Origin of the sequence: Aliikangiella sp. G2MR2-5 (assembly GCF_015687155.1) — a bacterium.
In the GTDB taxonomy this organism is placed as follows: Bacteria; Pseudomonadota; Gammaproteobacteria; order Enterobacterales; family Kangiellaceae; genus Aliikangiella.
In genome coordinates, this window is sequence record NZ_JADPQF010000006.1 from 286,981 (window position 1) to 310,043 (window position 23,063).

Here is a 23,063-nt window from a genome sequence, read left to right on the forward strand (position 1 = left end):
TGAGAATACAGCGAGTAGCTTTAATATTCGTCAGATTACGGGGAAATTCACTGAGGATTTTGTCATAGCCCCAAACAATGCGACCTATACAGCTAAAGTAGTGTGCGATGGAAAAGTTGTTCTTCAACAAACAGCTAGTTACCCAAGCAAAGCAGAGTTATTCAATCTTGGAGTTATACAATAACTAGTAATCTAAAAATTTTTACTAGGTTCCAAAATCGAGAATAATTGTAGTGACTCTGGAGTTTTGGAGTTATGGGCGGTTATCGTAAGTTATTGATTGTTATAGGACTGGTGAAAAACAATCAAAAATAAAACCCTTTAATATCAACATGTTATATTTGCTTGTTTAGCTCATAATGATGGGGTCGGTGGTTCAACTCCACTCCTTGCTACCATATTCAGAAAAGCCCTCTTTTGAGGGCTTTTTTGTGTGTGACGAAAATTCCTTGAATTAGCCCTCAAACCTATAACAACAAATTCACTTCGTAGAGTAGTTTTTGAATGCTCTGCCGGGAATCCATTACCGCCAACAGCATTACAGTGCGATTTTCTTCATCGACGGCGAAAAAGATTAAATTATGTTTGTCTACCATCAATTGACGATAGCGGGTAATCCCCAGCTCTATTAATCTCTCACTGATTGGTACGCTTAGCGGGCTGGTTGTTAGTTTGGTCTCGATAGAAGATCTTATGGATTGCCTGGTTTTGTCGGCCAATTTTTTCGAGTGCTTTTTTTCCAGAAAAAAACAAAGCCGCTGCAAGCTCAGTTTAAAAACCGGCGAAGCGGTAATTTGATAGTTCATTTATCGTTATTCTTCGCCGAAAACTTCATCAAGGCTCAATGTTTCTTTTTGTGCAGAATGCTCCGCTAATGTAAGCAGCTTTAATAAAGCCAAAGATTCTTGTTGGAATTCATAATCGTCGACGTCTTGAACTACGTACTTCGCTTTGCCATTTTGCGTGATCACTAGCGGCTCATTAACCTCAAGGCGGTTGGCATTCTCTTTGAGGTAGGTAAGTGTTTCTGTACGCATAACCAGTCCTTATTCAGTCTGTATTTAGACTGATTATAGGCTTTTTACTATTCATACTCAAATATATGATTAGGATCTATACAAAATCAGGATTTTATTCGACTGGTTGAAACTTGTTTTCCTTAAAAGTGTGAAAATTCCTATAAAAACAGAATCTTAAACGATAGAAAGCCACTCGTTTAAGAAATTTAGAGATATAATTCAAATACTTTGTCAGGTTCGACCCCGCTTGTCCGTACAAGGTAGCAATGCAAGAGCAGGCACTAGACATTTGGAATTAAGAGACTGCATTGCAAGCTGCTGTAGAAATAATGATAAATTAGGTGGAGAGGACTCATTTTTGCACATTCCGACCTCTTTCAAGAAGCATATAATGCAAGTGACAGGGCCGAAAAGTCACTTGACCGACTAGACAAAGTTTAACTAGGCATATTAGAGAAAAAGTGTCTAAATAATGAATTTACTGAAATCATGATAAAACCATGACAATTCGAACTTAAATAGAAGGTACTATCCTTGCATCGGATAATATATGGAAGGAAGATTGAAGATAATGAAGATTTGTATCACTAGCCTAAAAATAGCCACTTCTACATTACTTGTTATCGCGCTCGCGAATTGTGCATCGACATCCCATGACTCTTCTACAGTCATTGAGGAAGCAGAAGAAACTAAAATCACTATTACCGGATCAAGAGTCAAACGGACTGATATTGAAGAGACAGTTGTTGTAGAAATTGAACCGGTAGCGCCTCCACCTAGCAAGCCTGCTGCGGAAACACTTGATGAACTGCTATTATTGGTTAAACAAAATAAAGCTAAGCAAGAATTAACGAATAAAGAAAGAGAATCAATCTTTCTCCGAGAAAGGAACAATCAAAGAGCGCAGCTTTCTGATGCAGATAAAGACCGATTATTTCGCACAATAGCAAACAGCGCTGAAGCTTCTGGTCAAATATTTAAACGTTATCGGGTTAACCCCACGATTCAAACTGAACATAACCCTGTATCGACCTTTTCCATGGACGTAGATAACGGTTCGTACAAATTGGCTTCAGTAATGCTCAGCCAAAATCAACTACCTCACCCCGACGGCATCCGCATCGAAGAATTTGTTAATTCGATGGAGTATCACTATAACCAAAATGAGCAATTGTTTTCGATTAGCGCTGAAGCCATGCCCTCTCCTTTTCGTACTGGATATCATATTTTACATATCGGCTTACAAACAAAAATGCTAAGTGATGAAGAACGAAATCCAAGCAACCTGGTATTAGTCGCTGATATCTCGGGTTCTATGGCATCTGACAACAAACTAGACTTATTAAAGAATGCAATGACAACGCTTGTGTCGCAACTTAACCGTAACGACCACATCGCATTAGTCGTTTACAATGATAATGCTACGGTTGTACTCAACCCTACCAAGGCTTCAAATAAACGCAAAATATTTAATGCAATAAACACTTTAAAATCAGGCGGAAGCACAAATGCGGAGCAAGGTCTGTTAAAAGGATATGAACTCGCTGAAAGCATGTTTCAACCCGGTTTTAATAATCGTGTAATTCTAACTTCTGATGGAATGGCAAATGTGGGCTCGACCTCACCAGAAGCGATACTTGCAAAAATATCGGAAAGCAGGAACAAAGGGATTTTCCTAACGACTTTAGGTGTTGGCAAAGGTATGTATAATGATCATTTGTTGGAGCAATTAGCTAACCAGGGAAATGGCAACTACCTCTACATCGCCAATCAAATAGATATTCAACAAGCTTTTGTGGACGAGTTGAATAGTCAGCTTCAAACTGTTGCAAAAGATGCAAAAATTCAGGTTCAATTTAATCCAAATATCGTATCAAATTACCGCCTGCTGGGTTATGAAAATAGACATTTGAACAAAGAAGATTTTGCCGATGCTAGCAAGGATGGAGGGGAAGTTGGTGCTGGACATAAGGTTACGGCTCTATATGAAATAAAGCTTAATAGTAAAACTCAGCCGATATCCGAAGAAGTCGCCAAACTATCAATTGCTTATAAAAAGCCACAAGGACACAAAGTACACTTTATTAACAAGAATATTCCTCTTAGTGTCGTCAAGCATACCGTCCAGTCAGCATCGCCTGATAGCCGCTTGTCATTTGCGGTAGCTGCATTTGCCGAAAAACTTCGTCAGTCTTATTGGGCGAGAGTCTACAGTTACCTCGATATAGAGCAGCTTCTGAGCACTTTACCCATCACTTACCAAAGACAGCCACAAGTTCAAATACTAAAAGAACAGGTTCGAATAGCGCATAAAATTGACTCAAGAGTCGACTTGTTTGAACAGAGCCACCCTGTTTCAAACATTAACTACGATAGAGTACCATTACTTGATTAAGCGCTTAAAAAACCCTGTTCTCATCTTGATCTACCTCCTGGTGTTATTAGGAGGTATTTCGATATTTTTCATGTTATCAGTTGAGTTTCGAGAAGCTAAATTGTTGCTCGAGAATAATCGGCAATTAATGAGAAATACAATTGTAAAAACTCTAACAAGCAACATTTCTGACAAGTTAACGAAATACCCAATATCTTCAACAAGTATTGATTCAAACTGGAACAAACTTCCTCTGACCTTTATGGCCAACCATAAAGGTCAATGGATTTTTCCCAAGCGATTTTATGGCGAACAAACGAACAGTATTTCGACGCTTTGGAAGTATTACGAATTGGAAAGGAAGCCTGATAATGAAGCAAATGATGAGCTGAAGACCGAAAGTGCTAGCAATTCTAAAAAGCTAGAATTAAAGAGCATATCAAATGAAAGTAAGTTAAGAATAGAAGCTCTACGCAAAGTCAAACTTGCGTTAAATGCTAATGACCAACCCATGATCGCCCAACAAGTCGAAAACTATTTTTCTTTAGTAGAGAACTATCAGCTTCCCGTATTAGAAGAAATCATTTCCAGCTTGAGTTTTCTTCAACTGGAGAAAAACGCAAGGTGGAATAACGAACTCATACAACTTATAACCTTTCACGGTTCTTCCCAAATAACCCCATTGGTAGACTATATTTTTAAGCATAATGATAGACTATCCAATAAGGATGTAGAGCTATCTATTAGTAAAATACAAATCATTTTGGAAAATTCCAATATTGACACTAGCTGGTTTAATCAAAGTTCTCGCGAGCTTTGGACACCTAATCTGGTGCTAAATATCAATTCACTTAAAGACTATTCAATTATTCAGAATAAATGGATTTCAGTTAGAGCTTCTGAGGACTTGATGCTTTTTCTACCATTTTCAACTGACGCCGAATTAGAAGCAGTGGAAAACACTCTCAAATCACAGGGAATTTTGGATAACAACGACAGCCTTGCAATTAGCAACATTATCAATGATGGAGTTATCAAAACTGTTGCAGAATTATCTTTTGATATACAAAGAGACACATGGAGAAAGCAGGCAGAGCAACAAAACCATTTTTTTATGATCAAAATGGCGCTCACGCTAACGTTTATAATATCACTGTTCATAGTCGTTGCCTTTATTTCATATAAAAACAAGAAAAAAGCAGAGTTTATCGATTTGCGGGAAAACTTTATAAACCTGGTCAGTCACGAATTAAAGACCCCTTTGGCTTCCATTCGAATCATGATTGAGACACTTCAAAAGAGATACGACAAGAATCTTAGTATTAAGAATTACCCTGATAAAATCATTAGTGAAGTCGACAGGTTATGGTTGATGGTCGACAATTTATTATCCCTAAACCAAATAAAGTCTGGCAAGCTAGAGCTAAATATCGATAAAGTTAATCTCAGCTCATTGATCGAGAGAGTTTACGAGAAGCTTTGTGAACATCAATCTAGCAAATTGGTATTTAAAAATAGTATACCAAAAGACTGCTTTAGCTTTGTTGACCCATTATTATTTGAGCTAGTCATTATCAATCTATTTTCTAACTCAATAAAATACTGTGATAAATCTGAAGTAAAAGTAGAGATTTCCTATATCTCTCAGAAAAACACCTTAATATTTTTAGATAACGCCTGTGGTATCAGACAGGCCGACTGGAACAGAGTTTTTGACGATTTTTATCGTGACACAAGTACTAACTCCAAACAAGGTACCGGCGTTGGTTTATCGCTTTGTCGGCAAATAATGAAAGTTCACCAAGGCACCATCACTATCAAAGACTCAAATGAAAACGGTACCTCTTGGGCAATTGAATTGCCCGGTATTGATAAGTCAAAAAAGGATACAGAACTTGAGCGCTAAGATCTTAATTGTCGAAGATGATGATAACCTAAGAGAAACACTTGCCGATAATTTAGAACTTGAAGGCTACCGGGTTTTTTCCCATGCTTTAGTCAAAGACGCACAGCAGTTTTTAGCAAACAATAGTGTTGATATCGTGGTGCTTGACATTATGTTACCAGACGGCAATGGATATGATCTGTGTCGCTGGATCCGGAGCCAGACAGACGTACTTATTCTAATGTTAACAGCCAGAAACCTGGAAAAAGATGTTGTTGAGGGGTTCATATCAGGAACTGATGATTACGTCAGCAAGCCCTACCGTTCTTCTGAACTAATTCTACGTATTAAAGCATTGTTACGTCGAAAGAGCATTAGCGTAGCTAGCGAATCACAAGACTTTAATGGTTACCAAGTTAATTGGAATCTAAGAGAAGTGTATAAGGATGGTATAAAAGTACATCTAACTAAAACTGCATTTGAAATTCTACTATATCTATTTGAGCATCTTAATAAACCTTGTAGCAGAGAAGAAATTCTAAACTCGGTTTGGGGTAACGAAGTCTACATAGACAATAGAACTGTCGACAACTTCGTATCAAATTTAAAAAAACAATTAGAACTCATTGAAGGAGCCAACTTTCAAATCAAAACTATAAGAGGAGTTGGATATAGCTTAATTAAGAGCTGAGTGTTTATCCGTTATAGAAAATTAGCAGCGCCCCTAGTAGCGGGTCGGACCACCATAACTAGCCAAATATCTGATTAGGATCTATACAAAATCAGGATTTTATTCGACTGGTTGAAACTTGTTTTCCTTAAAAGTGTGAAAATTCCTATAAAAACAGAATCTTAAACGATAGAAAGCCACTCGTTTAAGAAATTTAGAGATATAATTCAAATACTTTGTCAGGTTCGCACTCGTTTGATTTCAAATTAATTGACTCTGACCGCAGCTATTTATTCAATTCAATAAGAGTTGTTGGGTTATAACCCAACCTACCGAGCTGTTAATCGAGTATTCCTTTTCTCCTTCATTGCGCAAGCTTCATGAAGGCTACGCAACTTACACATTTGCTAATTTCCCTTAAACACAGACGAAGTCACCTTTAAGTTAAATCTAAAAAAAGCCAAATAATTTAGAACAATTATCAGGTTTACTAACTTTTTGCTTAGGCCTCTCAAAAAAAACTGTACATTTGTACAGTTTAATATATGCTATCCAAAATTATTAGGAATACTAAAAATACATTTATCTTCATTATCTAGTTTTAAAAGGGAAAAAAATGAATTTGATAAAAATAATCTTAATACTTGCTTTAGGAATATCTTCTCAAATCTCTATGGCAAGAAGTTTAAGTGATAGCTTTGAGGGTGATGATGGTAGTACTGATACAAACACTCCTCCCATAGCTTATGCTGGGGCTGATTTTGTTGTGGCACCAAATGAGGCTGTAGAAATTACGGGCAAAGCCATAGATAAAGATGGAAGTATAGTAAGATCTACATGGTTACAAACGTCAGGAATAGAAGTTAGCATATCGAGAAGCATATCTTTGATTTCTCAGCCAAAGATAACATTTACAGCTCCAGCAACCAGTGGAAAACTAACTTTTAAATTAATAGTTACAGATGATGACTTTGCTAAAGGCTATGACGAGTTAACGGTTAATGTCGTTGCCAATACCCCACCATCTATTGATGTAGATAATGATTTATTAGCTACTTCTGAGGAAACAATGACACTGACGGGATTGGTTTCAGATGAAGATGGCCAAATTGATAATGTAGTATGGGAACAAATATCGGGAACTAATGTTGAATTAATTCAGTCATCATTATCGAACTCTAAAACAGCTGCTACGTTTGTTGCTCCAGTGGTTACTGTAGGAGAAAATTTAGTATTCAAAATAACGGCGAGCGACGACTTGGGTGCCTCGGTATCAAAAGAAGTGACTGTCGTCGTAACACCGCCCATTTTAGATACTGGAAAAGAATTAAGAGAATTATTTTCTGAAGTTTTAGCTAACGATACCTTGTCAACAGGGTTACTTCTAGATATTGGCTCTGTATTTACTAAGTCTTCAATAAAGATTAATAACGGACAGCTATTTACAGGTCCAAGTTTAAATACGGAAGACTTTATAGCTAATTACACAGCTCTGACTAGGTCTGTGATCGATGAGACCACTATTCAGTTACCAGCAGTAGAAACTATAGACGTGTATATGGAAACGCAAAATGAATCAATAAGTTCTTTGATGCTAGCGGTAGTTCCGTATAACAAAGTTCCAGAACAAAATTTGATCGATGAAAATGTTGTAAATGGAATTTATGTAGGGCCTACTAAGACAGAGGAAAGACTTTATAGTGCTACTACTGTTTTATCTAAAACATGGACAAAAAGCCCTACATTTATTCTTCCTGACTCTTTAGTATTTGGTTCTCAGGGATTGTCGATTTCTAATATGATAATGACTGTCAACGGAAACCAATACCCAATAACTAGAAATGTTCCTTTTACTATCAATTTAGATAGTGCTGATAAGCAAGCTCTGTTTGATTATACAATTCAATACACTTTAGACGATAACATTTATTACGCTAAAGGCCAGTTTGAATACACTTACTTGCCTACTTTGGTTTCAATTGATTCTGAGAGTAACCCAAGTGCCAGAAGCAGCTCGAATTTAAGGTGCTACGATATGGCGAATATTACTGCGGATTTGTCACATCCAGTAGCTTCTTCAAACGAATATTATAATTATAAGAGCAAATTGCGCTTAAGAGTATACCCATCACAAGGAACCGTGGAAGAAGCAGAAGATCCCAGTTTCCCAATTGGTATTGATCCGAATGATGTTGAAGACCTATGCCATTATGGCAAAAATCCAAAGCTTAAACAGGTTTTAGTTTTAGTTGATGGTTTCTCAGCAAAAAATGATAGAAGACAAAATGATATTTATGAAAAGTTTGGTAGTGATATAGAGCGTTACAGAGAAATGGGGTTTGATGTGGTTACAGTAAACTACGTCAATAGCCATGCGTACATCCAAAGTAACGGTTACGCTATTAGAAAGTTGCTAACGAAAAGGATTCCGCAATGGTTCGCTAGTGATGCTGATAGAAGGCTGGTGTTAATTGGGGGAAGCATGGGTACACAAACTGCACGATTTGCAATGAGAAGTGCTGAAATAGCCGGTGAAGATCATAATGTTAGGTTGTTTGTAGCTTTTGACGGACCTTTTACTGGAGCACATATTCCTTTAGGTTTACAGGTCTCAGCAAATTTTGGTTCTTTTACTAAAGACGGTAGACGAGCGTTAAGAGGCCTAAATAGCCCGTCATCAAGACAGATGCTGGAAAAATTTTATAAGCGGATAGATTCTTCTTATTATAGTTGGTCAAAAGACTCTCTTGGTTGGGATTATTACTATGAAGCAAAAAAATTAGGTCTGCCACAGTTAAGTAGAAATATAGCAATAAGTAATGGTAGCGGAACAGGTAGTAAATTAGTTAATGACCACCGTGAGAACACTGCCCAAATGATGAACCTGTTAGATGTAGATGACCCAGCAATAATATCTAACTTACTGGGAATTCTTCTACCTCTACGTAGCTTTATTCTAATGAAGGTAAGGACAGACCATGAAAACACCGATGTATTTCACGGTAAGATAAAATTGCTAGGCAGAGTGATAAAGGCCTTAACTGTTAAGCATTATGATAATAGTAAAAGAGATATTGAAGTAGGCTCTTTTAATTATTCTCCACGCCAAATTGCAGATGCGACTCGCATTTTTGGTAAGAAAATCATGACATCGCCATTTCCATATCACTCATTTATTTCTACCGCGAGTGCTTTAGGTATTACGAATCATCCCAGCTATGTACCGGCAAAAGACCCTTATGTATTTTCGAGAAGTCCTTTTGATGCTATTTTTTGGGAAAAATGTAGTACAGAGCATGTAACGACAACTCCAGCTAATAAACCATTTTTGGATAATGAACTAAAAGCTTTTTTAGAAGGTAATGGCTACACTCCTCCCGCTCAGCCTGAGTTACCTGTAAATAAGTGTGGTGTTGCAGAGCCTCAAACCAAGCCTGTGGCTAAGTGTTCTGTTACCTTTGAAGAAAGTCGCGGTGTTATTAATGCCCTGTTCAGTGCTTCTGGCAGTTATGACCCAAATGGTAATATAGAAGATTATATTTGGAGGTTTAGTGATGGTACTATGGCAAATGGAAAAATAGTGTCGAAATCATTTGCTCATGACCCACAATTAAATGAAATACATACTGGGTTTGTTAAAGTTACGGACAACGATGGAGAATTTGATGGAGACGTATGCTACATTCAAACGCACTTTGAAATAACTGACCCGCCGATTGAAGAGCCTACTGAGGATGGATATCTTGAGTAGCTCTAGTCAATTATATTAGAAGTTTGGTCATGAAGTTATAGGAAGAAGCTTCATGACCGCATTAGTATAATTTTCCACAGGTATTTAAAATCATGAGGAATGCAACGTATAATACTTAAAATTTTCTAGCTTTAACGTTCATATGACTCAAAATAGCAAAAAAGAAAAAATATTAAACGCGGCCTTAGACATAATAAGCGATGAAGGTCTAAGAGGCTTAACATTTAGAGCTATTGCTAAAAAAGCAGATGTAACACTTGGAATAACGACTTATTATTATAAAAGTATTGAAGAGCTCTACATTGATGCTTATGAGTTTTTCGACTCCAAAGTTAATGATGTGTTGGATGGACTTTATCTAAAAGCAAGCCAACTACTTTTTTCTGAAGGTGAGTTAAGTCAGCTAAAACTTTCACAGCAGCAGAAGATTATTAACGATTTATCGATTTTATTAACGTCTTATGTAAAATCTCAAGTTTCAACTGAAGCCAAATATAGAAAGATAGCAGCTGCGTTTATGCATGCAGCAATAGTAAATTCAGTCATTAAAAATCATGAAATAAAGAGACAGCAATCCTTCGTAGAAATGGGAGAAAGATGGTTTTCTCAACTCAATGTTAGCCAGCCTAAAGTTATTGCAAATTTATTCGTTGCTTTGTTAGCTTTTTTTGAGAGGCAGTTTATTTTATTGCCTGAAAATGATTTTGATTCTGATGGAGTTACCGACTCATTGAAACACTTTTTTACTATGGTTTTTAATAGTGTAGAGAAATGTGAGTAGACAATTTGTAGGGTTACACTTCCCTAGTAGCGGCGATCCATAGTAGCGCCCCTAGTAGCGGGTCGGACCACCATAACTAGCCAAATATCTGATTAGGATCTACACAAAACCGGGATTTTATTCGACTGGTTGAAACTCGTTTTCCTTAAAAGTGTGAAAATTCCTATAAAAACAGAATCTTAAACGATAGAAAGCCACTCGTTTAAGAAATTTAGAGATATAATTCAAATACTTTGTCAGGTTCGCACTCGTTTGATTTCAAATTAATTGACTCTGACCGCAGCTATTTATTCAATTCAATAAGAGTTGTTGGGTTATAACCCAACCTACCGAGCTGTTAATCGAGTATTCCTTTTCTCCTTCATTGCGCAAGCTTCATGAAGGCTACGCAACTAGAAATCAACTATATAAGAATTTTCTCCTTTCCGGACGATATGAATATCATTTTGCGCTTCAATTTGCCAACAAAAGCCCGAACTTCCTAAAGCTTCCAGAAACATCTGTTTATCACACTCATGGGCAAGGAAATGAGCTAGATCTACAAAGTGACGGAGATCTGGTTATTTATTATGCAAATGGCAATGCTTTGTGGGCTTCCAACACTAATTTTTAAAGCGAAAAAAACATTCAGTCTGCTTAACCATTTAGCAAATGCTTTTCCAACCATGTTGTCGGGATGAAATAATGCTAAATCAGTACCGACCAAAATATAACAATAAGGTGAAAAAACATAATTTTTTTCAACTGTGTGAATAATACCGTTCGGCTTTCTATTTGAATCAATAAATGTCCTTCGTTTATCTCAGAATCAAAATTTAACGACATAAACTACCATCCTTTTTCATGGATTATTTTCTCAATTGAGATATATGAAACGACACTCAATTTTTTATCCGAAAACAATTCAAAGAGATTATTTCAAAGACGGATAAAAAACTAGAAATCATGAAATTTTTCCAAATATTTTGACCATAGATAAATTTTTCAAATAACAACAAAGGTGCAACACTCGACGCTACGGAATCCTCAGCAAATCCGATTCTGTAAGACGTCTCTTCGATTGATGCGACTAACAACATAATAAGTCGAGAAACAAACGACAAACATCATGGATCCATTACAATGAAACTACAAACAGGCAAAATATTAATAGGCACTTTATTTTTTCTTGCGGCACAATTTAGTCTGGCCGACACTAACACTTTAAATTCTTCAGCAATTCAGCCTCAAAAATCTAATCTTAAAAAACATGACAGCATTTGGGGCTACTCCAGTAAAGGGCGGGAAGTAATAGAAGTCGTCACCGATGACGGACATGTGTTCGAAGCGGTAGACGTTGACGGCTACGTTCATCTGGGCGATATGATTTTGGGAAAGACAGAAGATATTAAGCAATATGGACTGCGCATTGCCCAAGGTGAAACAGCACCGGATATTGCAGACAATGATTCTCTATTTGATACCAAAGCGGCGATCCGATATCCATCATCAGGATACAAATGGCCGAATGGAACTGTTCCTTATGTTTATGCATCGAGTCTTGGTTCTAAAGGCAGAAGCGCAATGAACTACGCAATCAACCATTGGAACTCAAAAACAAATCTGAACTTTATCCCGAGAACCAACCAATCTAGTTATCTACTTATCCAAGGCGGCGGCGGATGTAGCTCCTGGATAGGCATGCAAGGTGGTCAACAGGTTGTGACGCTCGCTGAAGGCTGTGGTAATGGCGCAGCAGTCCATGAGCTTGGACACGCGGTTGGCTTTTTCCACGAACAAACACGAACCGATCGAGACAACTATGTCACCATTTATTGGAACAACATTCAATCTGGCATGGCATACAACTTTAACAAGATGACTTCAAGCGATGGGCAAAACTACGGCAATTATGATTACTATTCGATTATGCACTATCGCACCACCGCTTTTGGTATCAATAATGCGGTAACCATCTGGCCCACTCAAAATGGTGTCGACACCAATTATATGGGTAACGGAAGTGTTCTATCCGCAACAGATATAGCAGCAGCGGCCGCTATTTATGGCAATGGCAGCGGTGGTGGCGATAGCTACAGTGGTTCTCTCAGTGGCGCTAATGATTCTGATATTCAACCGAATGGAAATTGGTTTCAATATAGCGGCGGTACTTTAAAAGCGACACTTAGCGGCCCGAGCAATGCTGATTTTGATCTTAAACTATTTCGATGGAATGGTTCGTGGGTAGAAGTTGCCCGTTCAGAATCGCCTACGTCAAATGAGTCGATTAATTATAATGCGAGTTCTGGCTACTATTACTTTGAAGTTTATTCTTACAGTGGTAGCGGCAGTTACACACTTAACATTCAAAAGTAATCCTTTTTGATTTAAGTTTCAGAGTAGCTTGTTGGTCCAAGACCAGATTTACCAAGTTACTCTGAGATCTATAACGCCACAATTTTTCTAATAGCGGAATCTAGTTTGTGGAATCTAATTTGCGGAATCTAATTTGCGGAATCCAATTTGCGGAATCTAGTTGCGGGTTCGCCCAACCTACCTGATAAGCTTCTTCAATCTCTCGTTTTCTTCTTCGGTTAGTCCAATTAGATTTGTGCTTTTATGTTGTTGTTCCTCGCTAAGTGGTTGCGTGTCTTTTTCACTGGTGGCTGCTTTCTTTTTGATGCTGTTGTTTTTTGGTTGATTCCGCTCAATGGTGGCTTGAGTTTGGTCGAATTGCTTGCATTGCGGTGATGGCGTTAAGAGTTGGGTAATTTTGGTCAGGATTTTAGTTTTTCCGAGTGCATTTTTGAATTCTCTCCTATTGAATTTTGGCATTTTAATTCTTCCCTATTCTGTTCCTACTGGATGTTTATCGAGTGTTCGCCTGATGACTATCGAACGACTATTTACTGACTATTTACTGACTGTCTATTGACTATTTTTTAACTACCTGAACAAGAGTCGCGTGAGTCTGGCGCCCTTTTCTTTTTGCTGTTTTTTGCGCTCCTGGTTCTGGGTGATGTATTTGTCAACCAGTGCTAATAAGTCTGCCTCCAGGTAGCTGAGGTTTTGAAATGAGTTGACGCTGTAGGGTCGGTCTTTAAAGTTAATGCCAAGGGCGAGCATTTCCATTTCCAACTTGTGACCGGAGCGGTTTAAATTACTGCTGATGGCGTATATCAGATGTTGCTCGGTTGCGATTTTAAACTGATGCAAGTTTTTGAGCAGGTAGTCTGATGTGAAGTAACAAATATCTCTGGCTTCGAGTAATGCTTTAATCAGTTTGTCTTGTTGAGTGGTCATAAAAATTCCTTTTCTGTTTCTAAAACAACAGTCTTTAAAAAACGGACTTTAAAAAAAGACCAGACGACAAGTGTTTGCTGGATGGTGGCGCGCAGCACTTCTGGTCAATGCTCAGCAGGCAAATAAAGATTGCGAGCCGAGCGCCCGGAGGACATTTGAAAATCTATTAAGCTAGCGGCTAGAGGTTTCAACAGTTAAGAAGCGCGTGTCTTTCGTTACGCGATGGCCCAGTTCTCAAACCGGGTTAAGGCAGGTTGCATGTTGGTCAATAAAAAATGGTTAATGCAAAACATGTATTACCGAACAGATATTACCGAGCACATTTTGTCCCATTTCGACCAAACTTCGAACAACTCGCCTGAAACTGTTGAAACGCAAAACCTGGACCCCATGGCTCTCATGGCATAGCTGTGCCGGTAATTGGTCGAGCTGGTGTATTGAAAAGGCGTGTAGTTACCTCATTGGTAGTGAACGCATTTTTAACTAACCAGACGATTCAAGTACTGGTGCAGAATGTCTTTGAGATTCATGGAATCCAGGTTTATTACTTTTTCTTTAGAAATGAGTAGGTTAGCCGCAAGGCGTATAGATTAGTGATATGAGATATTAATAGGAAGTGTTTGAGAAACTGGGGTCGCGATGTTAGCCGCGACAGGATATAATCCCTGTACGTCATTGTTGGTCTCCTTATACGAGATTGACATTGACCAATCTTCGACCGAGAGTTGCCGCTCTCAACTGAAGGTGGCCGCTAACCGAAAGGTTGGCGGTTTCTTAACTAAAACTCGTGCATTTCCAAGCCGCTAAAGATTCACTTATTCAACTTAAAAACACTGCGAGTTTATCGAAACTTTCCAACCGCTAGCATTAAAAATATTAACATAATTGTTTTTGATTATGGAGGGATTTTTTGGGTGTAATTAGGGTTTGAGTTGATTTATCTCGTACACTAATAAACTGACATTCGCTGTAATTATTTAGAGCAGTTGTGCGTATGATGTTGGGACAGAAAAGCTTTTAATTGCTAAAGAAGCAAATTACTCTCTGAATTAAAATGCTCCGACTCTTTTGATTCCATTTATTCTCCTTTTGAAATAAATTGACTCTCACTCTAATTTTTGCAATTTAGACAGCAACGAAGTGGCAAAGCAAGAACAGCTCTGCCTGTCTCTTCTGACTCATTTCAGTGGCTAAGAGGGAATTTTTTTTGATAACCTGAGAAAGTTTCTTATCATTTCTTGATAATCAAGTATTTTCCATGAGTTTGACTTATAGCAGAAACGATAAACATTATCAGTTCTAAACTCTAAAGCATCCGGACTGGAGAATATTACAACACCGACCATCGAAAACAACTTTATATAGCAGGCATTTTTTGTAAAAAAAGCCCAATAATAATCGTTTGTAAATACATTTCTGACTATCTCATTTTCTTCTTCGAGCACGCTTAAAGAGACATCATTGTGAACACTCAAATTATGAAGTGACAAGCGTAAATTATTGGCAACAGGGTCAAGAATATAGCGATACCCAAATTGAAAACAAGCCAATTCATAAGCAATTTTAATATAAAGTAACTCCATATCAGATAGATTGAGTGATACCTCAATTGTCAGCTCAGGATTTTTTATGGTTTTGGTCTTAAACTCTGATTCAGCTATGGCTTCCCTGACTGATTTGGTAATAGAAGATTCTGTGTAGTTAGTGCCAGTTTTTTTTGCCATTCGCTTTGCTTTTTTTATTACTAAGTCCTCTATATAAGAAGCATTGGCTTCATCCACATTCACAAGAAAATGATAACGTTTACTATTCTCAGAATCGGGCTCTATATTTATAGAACTATTAAGCTCATATCTTCCATCACGATGAATTGTAAATAACCTACCATCATCTAACCTATGCATTCCTGAAAATGGATGTTCTATCTTGATAGATTTACCTAAAATCTTATGTAAGTACCTATAACTTTTTAATAGAAAGCTATTTGATAAACGGCCTTCAAAATCTTTTCCCATAGAACTGTTACATAATTTACATACACACTCAAATTTCAATGCCCCACCAACAAATTCAGGTATTATATGCTCGGATGTACGGGGGTTATTCTTGGTATACAAATTTCGGCAAATAATACACTCTTCCACTAGCAATCCACTCTCATTTATTTGTAACGCCTAGTAGCGAGTCTCCCTTAACAAATAAAGCATCAAGTTTTCATTCGTAGCTTATCATGAATTAAATCAAATGTTAGATTGTAAGACCTTTTGTCCATAAATCCTGCATACTCTAGATTTTTACAATCAAGCAAAGGCGATAGGTCATCGTTTTCTACGACCGTATTAACAAAAGTAAACTTCCTTAAGGAACTTAAATATTTCACAAACTCAAGATTTTCAATTTTACCGCAATTATTTAGCTTGAGTGTCTCTAAACTAGAAAGCGCTTTAAATACATCGTTATTAAGTGCTTTTTTACAGGAGTACAGTTCTAGATCTCGCAATTCTTTAAGCTCTGGCAATTCAGATAAATCTTCAAGTTTTGACATATATTCAAAAGACAAATGTTTTAAGTCTGAAACTTTTTTAATGCCATTCGTTGAAACTATATTACCCAAATTTACTTTTAAACTTAAAAGCGAACCAGGCAAATTGATAGATTCAAAAGACTTGGATTTGGTTTTTAATTTGTGAAGTGTTAAGTTTTTTAATGAGTTACAACATTCGATATTAGATTTTATCTCGGAAATCTGCCCTTCAAAGATTTTCAAGTTCTTTAGATTCGAAAAATCATCAAAAGATTTAACGTCACGAGGCAAAATAATTTCCTCCAACAAAACCTTATCTTGCAGGCAAGTCAAATCTTTGTACGATTGAGAGATTCGAACTCCTTTAGGTGAAGTACAAGAGATAATTTCACAAAATTCATCTTGACTAACTCCATCAATTGCGGGAAAAAATATCGCATTGGCTTCAGTCGCTAGAGTAGTGATTACTTTATCAGATAATTCTTGGGCCGCGACGACATATCGCACCCCATCTTCAGTTTGAAAACCAGTTAAACCACTTTTGTAATTTATTTCCATTAACTGCCCTCGCTTTTACAGTATTTCATACCTGGAGATTGACGTTTGTTAAGCAAATTGCTCCCTTTCGTTTTCTCAACAGGTAAAATGGACACCCAGGCAAGCATGATATAGACAAACTGCTTATTGTCGGCATTCTCCTTAAACTCTAACGTCTTTACTCTTTTTCTGAGTAAAAGATAAGCGACTAGCGCCGGAAAAAAGATCGGCAAGTAGAATTCCCAAACCTCTTCGTCAAATGTAAATAGCTGAAACTTGATAGAAAATATCCACCTGAACAACAACGGACATGCAACCGAAATTAAATAAGCTAAAAAGTAAGCAGGAAGAATATAAAGAAATTTTTGTTTTTGGTCAGACATTACCAGTTTCTTAATATTAGAAAACAACTATGCCAGTTCTTATACTAAACCCGGTGAATTAATGCAACGACTGCCGACTATTGCCAAACTCGCCCTCCCCCCTGAAAGGCTTTAACTAGCACTATCCATTGCGATACAAGACAAGACAAGACAAGACAACAAAACTAACATCTAAAAAAACAATAAATCCCCAAATTGGGTCAAAATTACTATTTCTCTCCCAGCCTTACCAATGTCTACTAACTCCTGATAAACCGAATGCTTTTGTGCAGTACATTCAGTTTTGTCATCAACAACAATGATAAAAAGGAGGCAAGATGAATTTATTGAAAACAACAAAAGTCGGCTGGCACACCGGTTTAGCCGTTCTGCTTTGTCTGCTGGCAAGTTTCACTGCAAAAGCATCCAACCAATGGCTGATCGGCTCCGGCATCTACGATATTACCGGCCCGGCAGCCGACAGAGGAATGGTTGGCTACGGTGACCCCGGGCAAACAACAAAAGGGATCCACAGCAGGCTCTGGTCTCGAGCTTTTGTTATCGGCTCCCCGGATAATGGCCGCTACCTGGCATTCGTCAGCGCTGACTTGCAAAGCATTACCCAGGGCGTTCATCAAGGCGTATTAAAAAAGATCGCTGCCGACGGAACCCTGTCACCCTATTTTAATAAAAACAACCTGATGCTGACGGCCACTCACGTGCACGTTGGTCCCGGCGGTTATGACCACAACGTCATGTTGAATATGAGCGCATTGGGCTATGACGCTAAAAACTACAACACCATTGTTAATGGCATCTACCAGTCAATCCGCAATGCTTTTGTTAACCGATCCACCGGCACCATCAAGATCAATCAGGGCAGACTAACCGGTGCCAGCATTAATCGCAGCACTGTGGCCTATGGACAAAACCCGGATGCTGGTAATTACTCTACCGATATCAACGATACCATGACCCTGTTGAAACTGGTCAAAAGTAACGGTCAGGAAATTGGTCTGATCGACTGGTTTGCGGTACATAACGTTTCCAGTGATCAAAAACAACGCTTGATTACCGGTGACAACAAAGGTTACGCCGCCCAGTTATTCGAAAAAAACAAAGGGGTCAACTTGCCGCTGTCTAGTGGATTTGTCGCGGCATTTGCCAATAGCGAGGAAGGCGACGTCTCACCTAACGTTTGCGGACAGGAAAACGGCTGCGCCGGTAAAGGCAACAACGAAGGCAACGTTGCCCTCGCCGGTACCAAACAATTTAACAAAGCGCTTAGCCTGTATAACAATGCCAATGAACTTCTGTCCGGTACGCTGGACTATCGTTTTCAATATGTACGAATGCCCGGCTATCAGGTCAGTTCCAGTTATACCGGCGAAGGCGAGCAGACTTTGTGTCAGGGTGCCATCGGGTTTTCCATGACCGCCGGCGCAACTCGTGACGGACCATCCGGACAGGCTGGCGTGTTCGAAGGCATGACCCAGGACAATGAAGGTGATAGCTGGGATCGAAGCAGTGTATTGGGGGCGGTCAACGGCCTATTCGGTTTTATTAATGACTTTGCCGGAATTCTCGGATTCGATAAAAATGTGATGGGCAGTCGCACCCATGAGGCATGCCAGTATCCCAAGCCGACTTTCCTGCCGAGTATTTTAAGCGACGATGTCTATCTTTATACCGATGTCTTGCCGTTTCAGATTTTCCAGATTGGCCAGCTCGCCCTGGTGGGAGTACCGGGAGAAATGACCACCATGGCCGGGCGCAGATTGCGTGATGATTTGCAGAATATATTGACCACAGCCGGCGTCAGTAAAATTGTATTCGCCGGATTGGCCAACGCTTACAGTGGTTATGTCACCACCAAACAGGAATACAGCGTGCAATATTACGAAGGCGCGCACAATCTTCATGGCCCTTATACTCTGGATGCTTATCGCCAGATCTATGCCAACATGAGCGAGGCGATGGTCAATGGACAAGCCGTTGCCGAGGGACCTGAGCCGAAAGACTGGTCGAACAAACAAATCGTTAACACCATTGGTGTGGTCTACGACGACAAGCGTCTGTGGGAATCTTTTGGTCAGGTCTGGAATAACGCGAAAAGCAGCTACCATAAAGGTGATACGGTAAAGGTCAAATTCCGTTCGGGCCATCCGCAAAACAATTACCGCACCATGGGGAGTTTTCTGGAAGTACAGCGCAAAATCAGCGGCAACTGGGTGACGGTTTTAACCGATAATGACTTCAGCACCAAATTCAACTGGATCCGGGATACCGCCGCCGATTGTCTGGCCTGTTCCTTTGCCCAGCTGGAATGGACCATCGGTAGTGATATGCCGTCGGGAACCTATCGGCTGCGTCATAGAGGCCACTGGAAAAGTGGCTGGGATGGCAAGATCCGTAGTTATAAAGGAAGCAGTCGATCTTTTAGCGTTAACTAGTCGCCTTGACGAGCAGTCTTGACTAATAGCATCAACTAATAGCATCGACTCATCGCTTAAAAAACGGGCCCCAACAAAATGAGCCAGCGACAAAGCTGGCTCGATTCGTTTAGGTTTGCATCCTTTGCCAGATATTAGAAAAGCTTAAAGGTTCGAAACTATCCCGGGCAAACTCCTGGCGACAAATGCTGTATATGGCCTCGTTGTAGGGCGCATCAACTTTGTAACGATGAGCCAACGCCAGCAAATGACCATTAATATCTTCCAGCTCGTTTTGTCCTCTGGCGTTCTGCAGCACATCCTGCGCCATACTACTCAGCACCATCTTTTTAACATTACGGCGAAAGAGCACGCTAGTCAGTTTCTGCGGCAGTAACGCGCTGGCTTTAATCAATAACCAGGCAGGCGCGCCGCCAACTTTGCACTCGCGATAGCCTGCCGCCGAAACTATCTTAATACCTTCATACAGCTGACGACTCAATAACTTTTGAAACAAGGACATATCATCGATTTCCCGAAAACCGACTCCCGCCAGTGTGGTCAATGAATTTGTCAGATTGATGATCATTTTACACAGTGCCGCATCTTGAAAGTGTTCGCTGTAAATTGCCGGGACACCGGCGTTGAACAGGTCGACCACGGACTGAACAGCCTTCTGGTTGTCGTTGTCAGGCGTTCCGAATAAGAAAGGCCCCTTGCTCTGATAACCGACGACGCCTGGACTGTCTAGCCACGCGTTAAAGCTGACAATACCGTATACCAGATTACTAAAATAGTCCGGTAAAATTTCCTGGTTGGCTACGCCATTTTGTAATCCGACGACGATAGTATCTGATAACTCGTCTGCACCGAAAGCATCGACCAGCAATCGGGACAGACTACGTAAGCTGTAGTTTTTCACGCACAACAAAATGATATCCGGCGTGGGACAATCTTCAAGTCGATAAACAACTTTAAGCGGGACTGATTTTTCAGAAACAGTTTTTTCAGAAGCTGGCTTTGATGAAGCGGGCTTTTCCGGAGCAGCCCCCCCTCCTTCGTTCCCGTTTTTTTCAGCATGCAGCTGCAGGTAAGCGGTCATACCTACATTTTTTAGTCGGTCGAGTACTTGTGGGCGGTCGAATACGTAAAAATTTTTATTGTGAGGTGCTAACCAGGCCGCGACGGTAGAGCCGACGGCACCAGCACCGACTAGTAATATATTGGGCTTGTTCATGCTGTTACCTCTTCAGGACGACCGATAAAATCAAAGGGGGCACAATAGTCCGGGTTAGGCAGGTCAAAACAGGCATTCATACTCGGGGTGTAGCGGAATTGAAAAGGTTGCGGCTCTATCTCAAGTGCTCTGAGCATATCGCCATACGGTCCTTCACCAAAACTCAATACCCCCGGATCATCTCCTCCGTTGCGCCACAATCTGTCGGTAAATTTGTTAACGCTAAAAGTCCCGTTAAAACAGGTTGTGCTTTGTAGCAATTGATCTCCCAATCTGGAGTACAGGTTAGATTGAACATCAAACAACTGTTTTTTTCCACAGGTCGGTACTTTCAGTGAAAAATAATGATTTCCTGCCGCATCTATCGCTTCAGTGGTCGAAGTGTCGCCATCGATTCCGATATTGATCGTTTCGACCTGTTTCGGCAACCCCCAAATCTTTTGACCTCTGATACGGTTTTCTTTCGAAGTCACCGGCATATGAAAAACGTAGTAACCGAAGCGTTTAAATTTCTGGATCAACATCGGCAATACCGGAACGTTGACCATGGGGTCAATCATGACCGGAATAGTCATCGCTATCTCGTTGTAAGGCGCAATCCCCAGAACCTGTTTGTACTCGTAACAGGAAAAGGTTACCAACGCCTTACCACCGGGCATGGCGACCGGTTTCATTTTTGAATGGGGCAACAACGCCTGAGCCTTGTCACGATTACACAGGAAAACGCCGATGGCACAACTGACATTGCCATAGAGGGTTGGAAACAGGTAATCTTTACTTATCTGTTCGTTTAACGCCAGCGGCTCAGCAGCTGTTCGCAATTGAAAACGTTTAAAAAAGGGATCATTGAATTCGGACTGGTTATCCTGAAGACCGGGGACAATCTGGTTAGAGGGATTCATAATGAAGTCTTTATTGCTCTATGTTAACCGAAGATAAACGCCAGTATGATCAATTAGAACAACAAGTAGAATAGTAGATTTTACCTAACGCGATGTTTTCGGAGCAGTACTGTCAGAGAGCCCCTGATAAAAAACTTGCCCCAATAACGACGACAAATGATAAGTGATACGATAACAAGCAAAAATGAAGATACCTGATAATGACAATGAAAATTGATGCCGAAGAATTAATCAGTCTGCTGTATCGAGAATCAACCCGGATAACACCGGATCAGTATCGCGGCTGGGCGCTGGAACAATTGTCCCGGGTGATCGATTTCGATGCAGCCTTCTGGGGGAGCGGCAATCGCGCTGATCTGCATTTTCACTATGTCAATCACATAGGGCTGGATGACAACTACGCCATGCGTTTAAAAGAAACGCTGAGTATCAACCCTATCAAGGAAGCAGTTATCGGTAATCTGGGTCGCCCAGTGAATATGACCGACGTCTATAAAGACGACGCCTTCTACTCTTCCGAGCTATACCACGAACTATTCCAGCCATATGGTATCGAGCGAATTCTTGCCGCCGGACATTTCGACCACGATAATGGTCTGTATTCGTTAATCAGTCTTTATCGTTTCGATCGCGAGCAGGTGTTTACCGAAGCAGAACGCTCGTTGCAACAAAGACTGGTTTTTCACCTGGTCAGCGCCGTATCCCACGCTTTTTTTCTGCACTTACGCGCAGGCCATTTTCTACAACAAACAAAAGATCAGGCGACTTCTGCCATCTGTGATTTCAACGGCTGTTTCCATGAAGTTCAACCGCGTTTCGTATCGCTGCTTAATCAGTACTTTCCTGAACGTAGCGATTCTAATTTGCCTTTTGAGATCCCTGAGGAAAAAAGCACAATTGAAATCAATAACCTGTCTGTCTCGTTTAAACCACTGGGTGATCTGGTGATAGTCTCATTACGCTTACTTGGCCCACTGGATGCACTGAGTAAAAGAGAACAACAAATAGTTACCTTAATCTGCAAGGGACTCTCGTTTAAAGAAGCCGCCAGACAAATCAATGTCGCCCCCTCGACTGTATCCAACCATATTTACAGAGTTTACGAAAAGTTGGGGATCAATAGTCGTACTGAACTGGCACAATTGGTTGATGAGCAAAATTAGCAATGCAATTACAGATATGGCTAGTAGCTAGCCTTGTAAAGCTTATATTCGAATACAGTTTGATCTTGCTGTAGGGGCCGCTTTCTCACTAAAGGGGACTTTCGCTTTTTTGTAAAAAAAGCTTTTCAAAAAAACTTAAAAGCG

At 39.8% G+C, this 23,063-nt stretch carries 18 protein-coding genes; 9 read left to right on the forward strand and 9 right to left on the reverse strand.

Going from position 1 to position 23,063, the window contains the following annotated elements; all coding sequences use genetic code 11:
• Positions 1 to 467: 467 nt before the first annotated feature.
• A complete protein-coding gene (locus IYN84_RS18035; protein ID WP_196140658.1) occupies positions 468 to 806 on the reverse strand; it encodes a hypothetical protein in 339 nt (112 codons plus the stop codon).
• A 6-nt stretch (positions 807 to 812) separates the two neighbouring features.
• Entirely contained in the window at positions 813 to 1,037 is a 225-nt protein-coding gene (locus tag IYN84_RS18040; protein ID WP_196140659.1) for a type II toxin-antitoxin system Phd/YefM family antitoxin, read from the reverse strand.
• A gap of 553 nt (positions 1,038 to 1,590) precedes the next feature.
• Between IYN84_RS18040 and IYN84_RS18045 the strand changes: the two genes are divergently transcribed.
• The 6 genes from IYN84_RS18045 (at position 1,591) to IYN84_RS18075 (ending at position 12,835) form a co-directional block, all read left to right on the forward strand.
• Complete coding sequence (locus tag IYN84_RS18045; RefSeq protein WP_196140660.1) at positions 1,591 to 3,414, forward strand: von Willebrand factor type A domain-containing protein; 1,824 nt, start codon at positions 1,591 to 1,593, stop codon at positions 3,412 to 3,414.
• 127 nt (positions 3,415 to 3,541) lie between these two features.
• Positions 3,542 to 5,299 (forward strand): sensor histidine kinase KdpD, encoded by a 1,758-nt coding sequence (locus IYN84_RS18050; RefSeq protein ID WP_196140661.1) that lies wholly within the window; start codon positions 3,542 to 3,544, stop codon positions 5,297 to 5,299.
• On the forward strand, positions 5,289 to 5,969 hold the full coding sequence (locus tag IYN84_RS18055; RefSeq protein WP_196140662.1) for a response regulator transcription factor: 681 nt from the start codon (positions 5,289 to 5,291) through the stop codon (positions 5,967 to 5,969). Before IYN84_RS18050 ends, IYN84_RS18055 begins: the two co-directional genes overlap by 11 nt.
• A 595-nt stretch (positions 5,970 to 6,564) precedes the next feature.
• Positions 6,565 to 9,699: a PKD domain-containing protein gene (locus IYN84_RS18060; RefSeq protein WP_196140663.1), complete on the forward strand. Its 3,135-nt coding sequence runs from the start codon at positions 6,565 to 6,567 to the stop codon at positions 9,697 to 9,699.
• Positions 9,700 to 9,841: 142 nt separating this feature from the next.
• Positions 9,842 to 10,480, forward strand: coding sequence for a TetR family transcriptional regulator (locus IYN84_RS18065; RefSeq protein ID WP_196140664.1), 639 nt, complete (start codon positions 9,842 to 9,844; stop codon positions 10,478 to 10,480).
• A gap of 1,122 nt (positions 10,481 to 11,602) precedes the next feature.
• The gene (locus tag IYN84_RS18075) at positions 11,603 to 12,835 is read left to right on the forward strand and encodes a M12 family metallopeptidase (RefSeq protein ID WP_196140666.1); all 1,233 of its coding nucleotides are present in this window, start codon (positions 11,603 to 11,605) and stop codon (positions 12,833 to 12,835) included.
• 177 nt (positions 12,836 to 13,012) lie between these two features.
• Here the strand turns inward: IYN84_RS18075 and IYN84_RS18080 are convergent, their stop codons facing one another.
• Positions 13,013 to 13,294, reverse strand: a complete 282-nt coding sequence (locus tag IYN84_RS18080; RefSeq protein WP_196140667.1) for a hypothetical protein — start codon at positions 13,292 to 13,294, stop codon at positions 13,013 to 13,015.
• Positions 13,295 to 13,405: 111 nt separating this feature from the next.
• On the reverse strand, positions 13,406 to 13,762 hold the full coding sequence (locus IYN84_RS18085) for a hypothetical protein (RefSeq protein ID WP_196140668.1): 357 nt from the start codon (positions 13,760 to 13,762) through the stop codon (positions 13,406 to 13,408).
• A gap of 258 nt (positions 13,763 to 14,020) precedes the next feature.
• On the opposite strand from IYN84_RS18085, the gene IYN84_RS18090 reads away from it, so the two are divergent.
• The gene (locus IYN84_RS18090; protein ID WP_196140669.1) at positions 14,021 to 14,170 is read left to right on the forward strand and encodes a hypothetical protein; all 150 of its coding nucleotides are present in this window, start codon (positions 14,021 to 14,023) and stop codon (positions 14,168 to 14,170) included.
• Positions 14,171 to 14,952: 782 nt separating this feature from the next.
• Here the strand turns inward: IYN84_RS18090 and IYN84_RS18095 are convergent.
• The 3 genes from IYN84_RS18095 to IYN84_RS18105 all read right to left on the reverse strand — a co-directional run bounded on the left by IYN84_RS18095 (position 14,953) and on the right by IYN84_RS18105 (position 17,206).
• Positions 14,953 to 15,906, reverse strand: coding sequence for an HNH endonuclease (locus IYN84_RS18095; protein ID WP_196140670.1), 954 nt, complete (start codon positions 15,904 to 15,906; stop codon positions 14,953 to 14,955).
• Positions 15,907 to 15,968: 62 nt separating this feature from the next.
• Entirely contained in the window at positions 15,969 to 16,844 is an 876-nt protein-coding gene (locus IYN84_RS18100; RefSeq protein ID WP_196140671.1) for a hypothetical protein, read from the reverse strand.
• Complete coding sequence (locus IYN84_RS18105; RefSeq protein ID WP_196140672.1) at positions 16,844 to 17,206, reverse strand: hypothetical protein; 363 nt, start codon at positions 17,204 to 17,206, stop codon at positions 16,844 to 16,846. The genes IYN84_RS18100 and IYN84_RS18105 overlap by 1 nt, the downstream gene beginning before the upstream one ends.
• A gap of 317 nt (positions 17,207 to 17,523) precedes the next feature.
• Here IYN84_RS18105 and IYN84_RS18110 point away from each other — a divergent pair, with 317 nt between their 5' ends.
• Positions 17,524 to 19,638 (forward strand): neutral/alkaline non-lysosomal ceramidase N-terminal domain-containing protein, encoded by a 2,115-nt coding sequence (locus IYN84_RS18110; RefSeq protein WP_196140673.1) that lies wholly within the window; start codon positions 17,524 to 17,526, stop codon positions 19,636 to 19,638.
• Positions 19,639 to 19,747: 109 nt separating this feature from the next.
• Here IYN84_RS18110 and IYN84_RS18115 read toward each other — a convergent pair whose 3' ends face one another.
• Together IYN84_RS18115 and IYN84_RS18120 are read right to left on the reverse strand one after the other, a co-directional pair.
• Positions 19,748 to 20,854, reverse strand: coding sequence for a ketopantoate reductase family protein (locus IYN84_RS18115; protein ID WP_196140674.1), 1,107 nt, complete (start codon positions 20,852 to 20,854; stop codon positions 19,748 to 19,750).
• Positions 20,851 to 21,756, reverse strand: a complete 906-nt coding sequence (locus IYN84_RS18120; protein WP_196140675.1) for an acetoacetate decarboxylase family protein — start codon at positions 21,754 to 21,756, stop codon at positions 20,851 to 20,853. The genes IYN84_RS18115 and IYN84_RS18120 overlap by 4 nt, the downstream gene beginning before the upstream one ends.
• Before the next feature lie 200 nt (positions 21,757 to 21,956).
• Between IYN84_RS18120 and IYN84_RS18125 the strand changes: the two genes are divergently transcribed.
• Positions 21,957 to 22,919 carry a LuxR C-terminal-related transcriptional regulator gene (locus IYN84_RS18125; protein WP_196140676.1) on the forward strand — a complete coding sequence of 321 codons (963 nt, stop codon included), beginning with the start codon at positions 21,957 to 21,959 and terminating at the stop codon, positions 22,917 to 22,919.
• The last annotated feature ends 144 nt before the right edge of the window (positions 22,920 to 23,063 follow it).